At 60.3% G+C, this 13,673-nt stretch carries 6 protein-coding genes; 5 read left to right on the top strand and 1 reads right to left on the bottom strand.

Features of this window, described 5'->3' with window-relative positions; translation table 11 throughout:
- Positions 1–1,467 precede the first annotated feature (1,467 nt).
- From NKI15_RS31490 to NKI15_RS31475, 4 genes are read left to right on the top strand one after another with little or no spacing between them, the layout of a single operon-like run.
- Complete coding sequence (locus NKI15_RS31490; RefSeq protein WP_023704343.1) at positions 1,468–2,916, top strand: TolC family protein; 1,449 nt, start codon at positions 1,468–1,470, stop codon at positions 2,914–2,916.
- Between the two features lie 37 nt (positions 2,917–2,953).
- Positions 2,954–5,086, top strand: a complete 2,133-nt coding sequence (locus NKI15_RS31485; protein ID WP_023691465.1) for a type I secretion system permease/ATPase — start codon at positions 2,954–2,956, stop codon at positions 5,084–5,086.
- A 43-nt stretch (positions 5,087–5,129) separates the two neighbouring features.
- A complete protein-coding gene (locus NKI15_RS31480) occupies positions 5,130–6,419 on the top strand; it encodes an HlyD family type I secretion periplasmic adaptor subunit (RefSeq protein ID WP_023667951.1) in 1,290 nt (429 codons plus the stop codon).
- Positions 6,409–7,050 carry a ribbon-helix-helix domain-containing protein gene (locus tag NKI15_RS31475; RefSeq protein ID WP_023667950.1) on the top strand — a complete coding sequence of 214 codons (642 nt, stop codon included), beginning with the start codon at positions 6,409–6,411 and terminating at the stop codon, positions 7,048–7,050. The genes NKI15_RS31480 and NKI15_RS31475 overlap by 11 nt, the downstream gene beginning before the upstream one ends.
- Before the next feature lie 85 nt (positions 7,051–7,135).
- Here NKI15_RS31475 and NKI15_RS31470 read toward each other — a convergent pair whose 3' ends face one another.
- Positions 7,136–8,080 (bottom strand): transglutaminase-like cysteine peptidase, encoded by a 945-nt coding sequence (locus NKI15_RS31470; protein ID WP_023704344.1) that lies wholly within the window; start codon positions 8,078–8,080, stop codon positions 7,136–7,138.
- A 323-nt stretch (positions 8,081–8,403) separates the two neighbouring features.
- Between NKI15_RS31470 and NKI15_RS31465 the strand changes: the two genes are divergently transcribed.
- The coding region (locus NKI15_RS31465) for a beta strand repeat-containing protein (RefSeq protein WP_352888086.1) at positions 8,404–13,673 on the top strand (5,270 nt) is incomplete at its 3' end.

Genomic DNA, 13,673 nt, shown 5'->3' with positions numbered 1-13,673 from the left:
CGTTCCTTCGCGGGAATCAGGTGACGTGAACAATCACCAGCCTGCCATGACCGCCCCCTCTCAGCGAATTTGCAGAACTCTCAGCACACTACCCGATTGCAGGCGAGCTTCCAAAAAGGTCGACCCAGACTCTCAAGGCCTGCTGCACAGAGCCACAGGCTGGGGGACTCTGAGCAAATCGGAAATCTGAGTCGCTTGCTCTGAACCGTCCGCGTCATGCTGCTGACCGGTTTTGATCCTCCGGGGCTCCGCATGGGCAATAGCGACGAAAATGCTGTCGAGCAGATCCTTGTCGCGGAGGAACTTGCCAAGCAAGGGACCTCGGCCAGTACGCAAAAACGCCCGGCACTCTTGCGATAGCCGCGGAATATGCGGAAGGTCCGTCAGGCGGTCCGTCAAAGGCAATCTCTAAGCACCGATTGTCGCTGATCATCCTGAAAGGATTTGTTTTTATTTCAGCGCGTTACGTCAGATTGGCGTATTTTCGGCGGCGTTTGAGTGGGCCTGAATCATTCCCACTCGATTGTTTATACAGCCTATAACCCATTGAACGACTGTCAGTATTTTCCATCACAGCAAAAAAGTCCGCCACCAGAACCGTCAAAAAATTACCCTTTTGATTTAAAGGAAAAATCGGCGCAAAAAATATTTTGAGGTTTCACCAACTATCGGGATCAATCGGACGATTTTTTGCAGTTTGTGGCGTTCGACAGCCGCGCCCAACACTTTTCGAAATTACCGTCACTGCTCCAGGTGCATTTGCGCGTTTCAAAATCAATGGCTATGGTAGGCCCGGAGGGCGAATGAAAATCGTTGATTTTGTTGAGTTCTTCGTGGGCCAAAATCTGAAAGCTTCCCGTATGCTCCCGCGACCCCGAACTGCCGACCATAGCTGACCTCGTTTTCCAAACCTTGGGAGACCAGGTCCAGAACGTCGGAAATTGGGGCCGGTTGCAGATCGGCAGCTGTGGCAACAGCCGCGCGACCAGCTGACGGTCTAGCGTCTCGATATGGCCGATGAGACTTGGGAAGTACGAACATGCGGCAGCTTGCAGGCAGTTGTAATCCGTGGAACGGATTTACGAGTTGACGCGCCGGATTAGGACGGGCTCACTTGCCTCGAAGTTCATCCTGTTGCCAACCAATTGCCATGTGGGCTCGCAGATGAATATGCGCCCCAGAAATAGTCAGGCTATCTGAGCAGATTGGTTGTAAGTTGCCACTGCGGTCCCTTCCCGGGGAGCATTCTCCTTTGCCTGCGCGAACCCGGATGGCTGTTGCCAGAAACCGCACCTGAGTATCTTTATGTGCTATTTTTGCTACATTCCTTAGATTTATGGCTTGAACTCAGCGTTTTACCGGTCACTAAATCAATAAGCGCTCACATATTTTGTAAATTTGTGAACAATCACGCTTGAGTTGTAGCGCCCGGAGATAAGGGCGCGGGGAAACGTTGGGATGGGCAAAATGAAAACAATAGTTATGCCGGCCATTGGCAAGCGCCTTGGCCTGCTGACGACGGTCGCCATATTGAGCTGTGGGAATGCTCACGCGCTCACTCTCCAGGAGGCGATGGCGGTTGCGGTGGAGTCCAACCCCGAAATTGGCCAAGCGATCGAAAACCGCGAAGCAATCGAATTCGAGCTACGCCAAGCGAAGGGACTTTATCTTCCCAGCGTCGATGTCGAGGCGTCGGCGGGGGTTCGTCGTCTCGACAATTCCTCCCGGCGTTCGCTGTCCATAGAGGATGACGCGCTCTATCCGGCGGAAGCCGATGTCGTTGTCACGCAGACGCTTTATGACAGCGGCGCAAGGCGGGCGGAACTGAACCGTCAGGCGTCGCGGGTCGACGGCGCATCGTTCCGGGTGCTGGAACGGTCTGAATTCATTGGACTGTCTGTCGTCCAGGACTATCTCGAATACATGCTGCAGGCTTCGATCGTTTCGGAAGCGAAGAAGAATCTGGGCTTTCACCAGGCAATCCTCGGCGACATCCGGCAAGGTATTGCAGGCGGCGCGTTGAACGAGGCTGATCGCCAGCAGGCCGAGGAGCGGCTGTTCGCTGCCAAGGCACGTATGCAGGAGGCGACCGAAGAACTGGAGGCTTCCAAGATACGGTTCTTCAAGACGGTCGGTAAGCCGCTGACCAACGCGTCAAGGCCAGGCGATGTCTCGAGCGCGCTGCCAAGGTCGCTCGACGACGCGCTAGGGCTGGCGCGACAGAACAATCCGCGCGTCCACATGGCCAACAGCGATATCGACGCCGCCGCCTCCCTGGTGGATGCGGCGCGGGCGAAATTCGGGCCCTCCGTCATCGCCGAAGGCCGCGCCCGCGGCGGCTATGACATCGACGGCGACGATGGCGACGCTAGCGACCTGCAGGCGCGGCTGGTGCTGCGCTGGAACCTCTATCGCGGCGGCATCGACAAAGCCAACGAGCAAGAGCAGGTCCGCCGCACCAGCGAGCAGCGCCTTGTGCTGCACCAGGTTCTGCGCGAGATCGAGGAAGCCGTCCGTACGTCATGGGATCGCCGCTTCCGGCAGGCCGATCTGGCAAAGACATTGAAGCTTCAGGCTGCCGCCAACGAAAGGCTGGTGGCGTCCTATCGCGAGCAGTTCAAGGTCGGACAGCGCTCGCTGCTCGACGTGCTCGACGCGCAGAACACGCGGTTCAACACAGCTACGCTTGCCGACACCGCATCCTACGCGTCGCTTTTCGCGCAGTACCGGCTGCTGGCGGCAACCGGGCAGTTGCTGAAGACCATGAATCTTCAGCCGGCAAAACAGGCCACCGCCTATGCCAAGGCCGAGTTCAATGCGCCTGAAACGGCCGACACCGAAACGTATGCGCGCACGCCGTCGGAGCAGACGAACGATCTGCCTTTCGACATCCTCGCACCGGTAAGAAAGAAGTAGGAAGGTCAAGGACGAACGATAGTCCTGCGGGCTGATCGTGAACCCACAACCCAAAATCCTCTCCCCAAAAGAGGCGTTCAAGGCCTGCTTCTCCGCTGTTGCCGGGTACCTCGGCAGGCCGAGTTCCGAGACCGTGCTGTTTGCCGGCGTGCCGCTGTCAGACACCCGCATCGATATCGACGCCATCCGGCATCTTGCCGAACGCATCGGTCTTGAAATCACGGAATTCAGCCATCGCGACTTTCTTCGCGGACGCATCGACCTTCCCGCCATTCTGTTTCGCGTCAGCCAGTTGCCGGTTGCGCTGCTTGCCCAGACCGAGGACGGTGGATTTACGACCGCTCCCCAGGAAGACGGGCGCACCACAATTAGCAAATCCGAGTTTTCCGGAAGTTATATTAGTGGCGGCGTTTCCTTCTCGATAACCTATGCCAACGCAGTAGAGGCGATGAGCGTCGGTTCGGCGGCCAAGATCGAGCGGCGACATTGGCTGACCGGCACGATGGGGCCGTTCTGGCGCACCTATTCGAAGGTCATCCTGTCGGCGGTATTCATCAATCTGCTGGCTCTTGCCTCACCGATCTTCACCATGAACGTCTACGACAGGATCTTGCCGAACAAGGCGATATCGACGCTCTGGGTGCTGTCGATCGGGATCGGCGCGGTCATTCTGTTCGACCTGCTCTTGAAGACCGCCAGAGCGTCACTGATCGACTATGCCGGGCGCAAGGCCGATCTTCGCATCTCCTATATGCTTTTCGAGAAGGTGCTGAATTCGTCCTTGTCCGCAAGGCCCGGCTCAACCGGCGAATATGCAAATCGGGTGACCCAGTACGAGTTCGTGCGCGAGTTTTTCACGTCGAACACCATCAGCGTCTTCATCGACACAGCCTTCGTTTTCGTCTTTCTTCTTGTCATCTATGCGATAGGCGGTTGGCTGGTCGTCATACCGGCCATTGCCTTTGTCGCCTCGGTGATCGTCGGGCTGATCACGCAACGGCGCATCGGCAAACGCGTTGCCGCTTCCATGAACGAGGCTTCGCAGCGCCAGGCCCTGCTGGTGGAATCCATCTCCACGCTGGAAACGATCAAATCGCTGCGCGCAGAGGCTTACCTTCTGCGAAAATGGGCGGAGCATTCCAAGAACGCATCCAACACGTCCGAGAAGATCAAACAGCTTTCGGCTGCCGCCGGCAACATAACCCAAGCCATCCAGCAGATGGTCACCGTCGCTTTGATCGTGGCCGGCGCCTATGCCTTTTCGGAAGGGCATGTCTCGACCGGCGCCATCATCGGCACCGTCATGCTGGCGGGCCGGGCGGTGGCCCCGCTTGGGCAGATTGCGATCACCTTGTCCAGACTTCGCCAGGCGATGCTGTCCCTGCGAATGGTGAATTCGATCATGGCGCAGCCTGAGGATCGGCCGGACACGGTTGGTTTCGTCAACCGCCCCATTCGCAACGGTGCAATGGCATTCAGGAATGTCGGCTTTGTCTACCCGGGTTCCGAAAACGAAGTGCTGACCGGCCTGAATTTCTCGGTGAAGCCCGGTGAGCGGATCGGCATCATCGGCCGCATAGGCTCGGGAAAGACGACCATGGGGCGGCTGATCGGCAGGCTTTTCCTGCCGACCTCCGGCGAGCTGCTGCTGGACGGGATCGACATCCGCCAATATCACCCATCTGAGGTTCGCGCCGCGGTCGGGATCGTCGCGCAAGCCAACGATCTATTTTCCGGCACCATCAAGGAAAATCTCCTGATGGCGTGCCCGGAGGCGACCGATGAGCAGATCGTCGAGGCGGCCAAGGCTGCAGGCGTCGACGACTTCGTCTCCCGCCATCCGCGAGGCTACGACATGAATGTCGGCGAGCGCGGCACCAATCTCTCGGGCGGTCAGAGGCAGACAATGGCAATTGCCCGCCTGTTGCTGACCAAACCGAAAATCGTGTTCCTGGACGAGCCGTCCGGCTCGATGGATCTGGCTTCCGAGCGCCAGCTGATCAAGCAGCTCAAAGTGGCTTTCGATCGCAACACGACCCTGATCGTATCGACGCACCGCTTCAGCATGCTCGAGCTGGCCGACCGCCTGATCGTCATCGAGCAGGGCAAGATCGTTGCCGATGGACCGAAAGACCAAGTGATACAAGCGCTGCAGAAAACAAGCGCCTGACGAACAGAATTATGCGTGAACACAGCACGTTGGGACGTGGTAAATGCTAGCCAGGGAAGACCGTCCGCCGCTTTTTGCGTCGGCTTCGATATTCATTATCGGGGCGCTTTTTGCGAGTTCGGTAGCCTGGGCATCCTTCGCCGAGGTCGATGAAATCGCACGCGGCGACGGCAAGATCATACCGGCGTCGAAGACCCAGATCATCCAGGCCAGCGAGCCGGGCGTGGTTCAGGAAATCGCCGTGACGATCGGTCAGGTCGTCAAGAAGAATGACCTCATCATTCGTCTCGACAACACCTTCAACACTTCCAGCCTTGGCGAGCAGCAGGCCAAGGCGCGGGCGCTGCAGACGCGCATTGCACGGCTCCAATTCGAACAGACCGGCAGCCTCGAGGGCGCGTTTCCCTGTCCGTCAGAGATCCAGAAGGTGGCGCCGGAAATCTGTGACAACGAGCAGAAGCTGCTAATCGCGCGGCGCGACAACTTCGAAGTCAAACTGTCGGTTCTAAAGTCGCGGCTCGATCAGCGTGAGAAGGAACTCGACGAAGCCAACGCCAATGCCGATCGCCTCACCAAGAACCTGGCCGTCAGCGACCAGGAGGCGAAGCTGGTCGAAGCGATGGTCAAGAAAGGCCTGATGGCGCGAACCGAGCAGCTCCGCGTCGAGCGCGAGCAGACCGAGCTCAATGGTCAGCTGACGCTTGCCGGAGAGACCATCAAGAAAGCCAGGTCTGCCATCACGGAAGCCAAGCTTCAGGTCGACGAACTTGGCCTCCAGCTGCAACAGGAAGCGCTCAGCGATCTGACGCAGGCGCTGGCCGATCTCTCGGTGGTGGACGAGACGATACGCGGTGCCACCGACAAGGTGGCGCGTACCGATATCCGTTCGCCTGTCGATGGTATCGTCAACACGCTTGACATCAACACGGTCGGCGCCTTCGTCCAGCCCGGCGCGGTCGTCGCGGGTATCGTGCCGACGTCCGAGACCCTGCTGGTCGAAGCCCGGGTCTCACCGCGGGACGTCGCCTTCATCCGGCCGGGCCAGGATGCCCTGATCAAGGTGACCGCCTATGACTTCTCGATCTTCGGCGGCATCGAAGGCAAGGTGTCGAACATCACTGCCGACAGCCTTGTCGACCAGAAGACCGGCGAACCGTACTATCAGGTGCGTGTCGCCACCGACAAATCGACCCTGACACGCGACGGCAAGACCTATTCCATCATCCCCGGCATGATCTGTTCGGTCGACATCAAGACCGGACGCAAAACGATTCTCACCTACCTTCTGAAACCAATCAACAAGGCGCGGGAGGAGGCAATGAGTGAGCGATAGTGCGATCTCCCGCCCGGTCGATCGCGACCGGCTGCTGCCACCGCTGGCGAGTGAGGATTTCGGTCTCGAGTTCCGGGTTGTGGCGCGTGGCGGCACGCGCCGCGGCATTCGTCTGGAACGGGCGTTCTGGACATCGCTGAAGCAGATGGCGGAAAGCCGCAAATGCACGATCGGCACACTGATCGAGGAAATTGCAGAGAGCCACGCCAACGCCGGAAACCTGACATCGGCAATTCGCGTAGCCTGCATGCGTGGATTGGCCGACCAAAACCTCACCTTGCAGAGGCTCGCGTCGATCAAGACCATCAGCGCCATTCTCGTCGCCTGTCCCTCGCCGGCCTTTGCCCTGGCATCGTCGAAGAAGATCCTGACCTTCAATGCGCCGTTCCAGCAACTGGTGCGGCGGCAATTGCCGGTGGCGCCGAACGAGGACGCGCGCCAGGATCTCAAGCTGGCGCTGGACCTCAATGTCGCCGACATATTCGCCAGGCTCGACGCCAATGGCGAGACGCCGGTCGCGACCGGTTTCGTCATAGGCGCCGGCGACCGCCGCTACCGCGGTCAACTGAGCGCGGTGCGGGCGCCGGTGGTCGAGCCGGAACTGCTGATGGCGTTCGTCTTCGGCGGCTAGAGCAATTCCGGGAAAAGTGTGAGCGGTTTCCGTGGAAAATTGCGTCAAACAAGAGATAGAGCGCTCAAGACTCTCTGATGGGAGCTTACGGCTGCACACCTTCACCAGGCGCGACCGTCGAAAGGCCGCCCTTGATATCGGCTGTTTGAGCAGAACCGGTCTTCGCGCCATGGATCCACGCGCGATCGGTGCTGAACGAATACAGCGGCACGTAGGTCGGCAGGTCTGTGTCGCGGGAAACTACATTGCTCAAACTGTCGAGAATGAAGACGCCGCTGCCGGTGCTGACCGACAGCACGGCATGAAAGAAACCGCGCTTGCGATCCTGCAAGACGACCAGCGACATGCTCTGCGCCGGGATGCCTGCATGCAGCAGCGCGGCCATCTTGAGGATGGCGAAATCCTCGCAGTCCCCTGCCCGCCGCTCAAGGATTTCCGCGGGCTTGGCCCAGTAGTCGAGCCTGCCGTAAACCGCGCTGTCCTTCTTGTAGGCGATGGCGCGATTTATACTTGAGTTGACGAAGGACAACTTGTCGATGAAGCGCTTGTTCCCGGCTGCCTTGACGATCTCGGCAAAGGCGCTGTTCTTGCGTTCGCACGCGCTGCTCGCGGTACAGTCGACAATTGCCTTGTAGACCGGCGCCCAGCGCGCCGAAACCGGGAAATTGCGCATCGATAGGGCAACAGAACCGAACACGCCGGGAATGATCGCCGCCGTCTGGATCGGGTCGATCCCGGCGGCGGGCGGCGCGATCGAAGAACCACGCTTTTCATCAACGGCAACAGGACCATAGCTGCTGAAAATCATGCCGATCCGGTAGGCTGGAACCGGCTGCCATGGCTGCGGCCGAGCCAGCGAAACGCCGCCGAGACTGGAAGGGGTTTCGACCGCCGCCAGAACTCCAGCGGCAGCGCCGGCATTCACGGCAATTGCTTTCGCGGATGATGGCTGCGGCAGGCTTGTGATCGCCATTGCCAGCAGGATGAGCCTGAGCCCGGTTATTCCCAGGGCAGTTTTTTCTTTTTTCATAACGCCCACCTCTTGACTGTGGACGGTACCAATCTTGTCTCAAATTACTGGAAAGGAAGGTGGATAAGTTTCCTTCAATCGGGAATACCCATTTTGTGTAAAATTTTATTCAAATTTATACTTCTGTTTACCAATCCAGCTCAGCCGGCGGATATCAAACGAGGCGCGGCGCGGCCAATGCATATCAGATTATATCTTCCGGGTTTACCACGCGTAAAAAATGCCGAGACTTGCATACCAGGATATATGAAATTGATTGCGGGACAGTTGCAAAGCAGAAGTCGTCACTGTCTCTATCCGGGAAATGCCGGAGGGGTTTGGCGATGACGACGAGTAACGATTTGGATACCGTCTCGAATTCTTGGGACGAGCACTCTTCACATGAACATGGCGGCTCGCCATCGCAGGCAGGCATCCAGGTAGCGCAGGCCGCTCAGGCGGCGCCTGCCGAGCCGGTGCCGGTCGATGTCGGCAGTGGCGCACCCGTTCAGCCGGCAGCACCCGCGGAGGCGAAAGCGCCGGCGGCAGCCGCGCCGCATGAATACGTGGCCGACGCCAGCAACATCGTGAAGCTTCCGGCGGACGTCTCCATCGACAACATCAAGGTCGACGGCCACAATCTGTTGCTGGAACAGGCCGACGGTTCAGTCATCCTCATCAAGGATGGCGCGCTCAACGTGCCGACCTTCATCATCGGTGATGTCGAAGTTCCGCGCGTGGCCTTGCTGGCCGCTCTTGAAGCGAGCCACGTCGATGTCGCCTTCGGTGCCGATGGTTCGATCTCGGCCGGCCCGGGCGGCGCCCCAGGCAGTGCCGGCGGCGACTTCACCATTCCCCCAGGTGGTATCGGCGACGGCTTCGATCTTTCCGCATTGTTGCCGCCGACGGACCTGCAATTTGGACGGCTGGAGCCGCGTGAGCTGACGATCGGGGTCAGGGAAGAAGATACGACGCCGACAATCGACATTGGCTCCGGATTTGTCGTCAACGAGGCCGCGCTTTCCGACGGGACGGACCCGGCCAGCACCGCCGAGCAGGTTTCAGGGACCTTCAACATCGTCTCGGGTGATGGCATCGGGACGCTTGTCATTGACGGTGTGGACGTGACCAACGGCGGCAGCGTTGCCGGGCAATACGGCACGCTCGTGGTCACCGGCAATCCTACGAACGGCTATAGCTGGATTTATACCCTTGCCGACAACACTCTTGATCATCACGACAACTCATCGACCGGAACGACCGAGGGGGTTTCCGACAGCTTTGCCGTCGTGGTTACAGACACAGACAATGATCCGGCCACCGCGACCCTCAATATTGGTGTGCTGGACGACGGCCCAACGCTTTCGGTCCAGGCAACTGCGCAAGCGGCACAGTTGCTTTCGGTCGAACTCGACGAGACGGTCGGCGGCGACCGCTACAATAGCGGCGAGACTGAAGATGCCGGCGGTAACGCCAACACGGATGACGGCGTTGGCCTGGCCCAGGTGACGACCGGCCTGGCGGGTGGCCTTTCTTCGCTATTCGCCGTTGGCGGCGTCTACGGTGCAGACGGACCGGGCAGCACGACCGGGCAGTTGGCATTCACCGGCATTCCGGCCGGTGGCCTTGCCACGAATCTCATTGCCACGGACGGCGGGGCCATTACGCTCTTCCTCGAAGGAGGAGTGATTGTCGGCCGCGACACGCAGGGTGATCAGGTCCTGACCATTGCGATCACCGGCGCGCCCGGCGCAGAGCAGTTGCAGACCACGCTCTACGAAGCGCTCAACCATGGCGCCGACGGCAACAAGTTCGATTCCGAACTCAATCTGTCGCTGACCAATGGCGGCCAGGTTCAGCTGCAATATGAGGTAACGCGCCAGGACGGCGACGGCGACACCATTACCGAGAAGGCGACCGTCGACCTGATCAACGGCCAAGGCTCCGCATTCTCCTTCGACGACGATGGGCCAAGCCTAACGGTCGGCGCCCACGATGGAGCGGCTGGCCTGCTTTCCGTCGAGCTTGACGAGACGGTTGGCGCGGATCGCTACAATGGCGCTATCGGCGAGACCGAAGATGCCGGCGGCAACGCCAACACGGATGATGCCGGTCCGGGCCTGGCGCAGGTCAACACCGCGGTAGCAGGCGGACTGACCAATCTGTTCACTGTCGGCGGCAGCTATGGTTCGGACGGTCCTGGTACCGTTACCGGGAATCTGAGCTTTACCGGCATTCCGGCCGGTGGCCTTGCCACGAATCTCACCGCCACCGACGGCGGCGCCGTCACGCTCTTCCTCGAAGGAGGAGTGATCGTCGGCCGCGACACGCATGGCGATCAGGTTCTGACCATCGCGATCACCGGGGCGCCTGGCGCCGAGCAGCTGCAGACCACGCTCTACGAAGCGCTCAACCATGGCGCCGACGGCAACAAGTTCGATTCCGAACTCAATCTGTCGCTGACCAATGGCGGCCAGGTTCAGCTGCAATATGAGGTAACGCGCCAGGATGGCGACGGCGACACCATCACAGAGAAGGCGACCGTCGACCTGATCAACGGCCAAGGCTCCGCATTCTCCTTCGACGATGACGGGCCGAAGGTTACTGGCACCGCCCAGGTCACCGCGAATGTCGACGAAGACGGTCTGCACAACAGCCAGTCCACCGGAAATGCCGACAATCTTCAGCCTGGCGAAGTGACCGGAACAAACTCCGCGGTTGCCATCGGTGCTGCCGGCGCATTGAATGCAATCGTCGACTTCGGCTCTGACGGCCCGAATGCGACTTCGGCCTTCGGCCTTGTCACCCAAACCACCCCATCGGATTCGGGATTTGATTCGAAAGGCGGCAATGTCCTCATCGTCTCCGACGGCACGACCCTGACCGGCTATGTCGATGTAGGCGCCGGCGCCGGCTATCAGGCGGGCACGGATCGTCCTGTTTTCACCCTGACCGTCGGTGCGGACGGCTCCTATGTCTTCACCCTGATCGATCAGATCGATCATCCGACTCTGGATATGCTCCCGGGCGACAACACCGAAAATACGCTTGCCAATGGCGGTATCGATCTTTCGGCCTTTGTCGTTGCCATGGACGGTGACGGCGATACCATCGGACTGGCGGCTGGTACATTCAAGGTCCAGGTGCTCGACGACGTTCCGCAGATCGTCGCGCGGGATGCCGGCACGACGACCACAACCACGACCGAAACGATCGTCTACACGCTGCAGGCCGGCAACACCGATGTTCGCGGCATGGATGGCGCAGGCAACCACGACATCAAGCTCAGCGCCGTCGACATCAACGAAGGCGACAATTCCGTCAACACCACCGGCACCAAGATCGGCGTTGGCGACGGCCAGATCATCGACGGATACGAAACCCATCCGCATTTGACCGGCCCCGAAATCGTGACGATGGACTTCGTCAACAATCTTGTCATCGCCCCCAACAATCCGAATCCGCCCAGCATCACCGACGGTGGTTCATACGACGTCGACTCGGTCAAGTTCACGATCGATGTTGCGGAAGCCCAGGGTGTCGAAGCCGCCGTGATGTTCATCGGCGCCAAGGACGGTGGCACATTCGAGCCGTTCACCGTGAGCATCAATGGTGTGCTGACGGCCGGCACGGCTGTCTTCGAGGGCGGCGTGCAGGTGGGCTATGCCTTCGCCGGCGTGCCCGATGGTGCGACTGTCGAGGTCATCGGCAGCACCCCGTTCGACCAGCTCAAGGTGGGCAACTACAACGATTTTACCTTCGATTCCAACGCTGGCGGAACCGATGCGACCCTGACTGGCGGCAACCCGTTCAAGATCTTCGGCATCGAAGCCAAGGTCACGACAGTCACAACGCAGACCGAGGTCTTCCGGGTCAGCCACGACGAGTCCGCCGGCGTCAACAACGCCGCAGATCCCAATCCGGCGGATGACACCGCTCTCTCCCCGCCAGCTCTGGTGGACGAGCCGGGGGCGTTGGGCTACGCAAAATCGTCAGCCAGCGCGCTCGGCCTTTTCAACGCCTCGGTCGGCGCCGATGACGACGCGACATTCTCGTTTGCCGTCACCGACGCGATTGGCAATCCGCTGTCAAACGTCGATTCCGGCCTGAAGACACTCGACGGCTCGGCGATCATGCTCTCGACAAATGCGGACGGCGTTCTCGTTGGTTCTGCCAACGGCGTCGACGTCTTCAAGGTTTATGTCGATCCGACCGGAGCGGTCTGGATCGGGCAATATCAGCCGATCGCTCACAATGTCGACGGTTCAAGCACCGCAGCCTTTGACGACATAGCGACCGTCGCCGCCGACCTGCACGTCAAGGCCACCATCACCGATTTCGACGGCGACACGAGCACCGCCGTATCCCATGTCGCGTTGAGCATCGAATTCCAGGATGATGGCCCGGTTGCGGTCAACGATCAGGACTCGGTCACCGAAGATGGGCCGCTCACGGCAGACGGCAATGTGATCACGGGCGTGGGTGGCGCCGACGCAAACGCAACCGACGGCCACGCGGATCACCTCGGCACCGACGGCTTGGGCTCGATCACCTGGGACGGCGCCGTTGCCAACCACGTTGCTGGAACCTACGGCCAGCTTACGGTGGGCGCCGACGGCAGCTACACATATGTGCTCTACACCCAAGCCCAGAACCCGGCCGGGTATGCCGCGGTACAGGCGCTGGATGTCGGCCAGACCGTGGCCGAGAGCTTCGACTATGCTGTGGCGGATGGCGACGGCGATACCGCTCTGGCGTCCCTGACCATCACCATCAACGGCACCAACGACGTGCCGCAGATCGTCGTCGACCAGGGCAACCCGGCCGGCGCGCACGACCTGGTCTATGAAGCCGGCCTTGCGGCGGGCTCGGCGGCCGGCAACGGCAGCACGGTGGCGACCGGCACCTTCACGGTATCGGACCCCGACGGCCTCGACGACGTCCAGAGCGTCACCATCGGCGGCACCACGGTTGCCATCGGCAGCCTCAACGGTTCGACCTTCCCGGGCGACCACGGCACGCTGCTGATCACCGGCTACAACGCGGTAACTGGCGTAGCGACCTACCAGTACACGCTGACCAGTCCGACCACGGACGTTCCCGCCGTCACCGAGACCGAGACCTTCTCGCTCACCGTGTCGGACGGCACCTCCTCGTCAGCCCCGGCGGCAATCGTCATCACCATCGTCGACGACGTGCCGACCGCACACGCCGATACCGACAGTGTTGCGTCCAACCAGTTCACCGCCGAGACCGGCAATGTGCTGAGCGCGGTTGGCACCACCTCGCCGGTCACCGGCATCGACGTCAAGGGCGCCGATGGCGCTGCCGTGGTCGGCGTTGCCGCCGGCAACACCAATCTCGATGTCGACAATGCCGCAACGCTCGGCACCCAGGTCCAGGGCAGCTACGGCAAGCTGACGCTCAACGCCGACGGCTCCTACTCCTATGTTCGCGATGCCGGCACGCAGGGCGGCGTCAGCGATGTCTTCACCTACACCATCAAGGACGGCGACGGCGACACCTCGCACACCACGCTGACCATCGCCATCGGCGATTCAACCCCGACCGACGCCATTCCGGCTGCCGGCGGCGCCACCACCACCGTCTATGA

This window comes from Mesorhizobium sp. M0862, assembly GCF_040319795.1.
GTDB lineage: Bacteria > Pseudomonadota > Alphaproteobacteria > Rhizobiales > Rhizobiaceae > Mesorhizobium.
The sequence above is the reverse complement of the archived record's forward strand: the minus strand, read 5'-3'. Positions and strand labels throughout refer to the sequence as shown.